This is a genomic window from Acinetobacter sp. USHLN143 (assembly GCF_037145695.1).
Lineage (GTDB): Bacteria > Pseudomonadota > Gammaproteobacteria > Pseudomonadales > Moraxellaceae > Acinetobacter > Acinetobacter fasciculus.
This window is the reverse complement of record NZ_JBBCWZ010000275.1, coordinates 1-272: the sequence shown is the minus strand read 5'-3', so window position 1 is coordinate 272 and position 272 is coordinate 1. Positions and strand designations below refer to the sequence as shown.

Annotated in this window: 1 pseudogene; it reads right to left on the bottom strand. The window is 42.3% G+C overall.

From position 1 onward, the window contains the following. Positions 1-272, bottom strand: a pseudogene (locus WFH18_RS18050) (IS3 family transposase); the annotation flags it as partial.

The window sequence follows — 272 nt, the reverse complement described above, 5'->3', positions numbered from 1 at the left end:
GCGCATCAGCTTCAGATCTGATTCACTCACAGGTTTTGGGCGATAGTAATAACAACCACGGGAGACTTTCAGCAGCTTAGCTTGCTTAGATACTGAAATCTGAAGTGAGTCATCGATTAACTTTTGTGGTTGAAGCGGCCCAGTTTCTTCAACACACCTTCTAAAAAATCAATTTCTAATGCCTGCTCACCGATTTTTGCATGTAGTTTTTTTAGATCGATGGGTGGTTCTGTTGGAGCTTTTGATTGATCGAAAGCTTGCGAGGAAGCTGA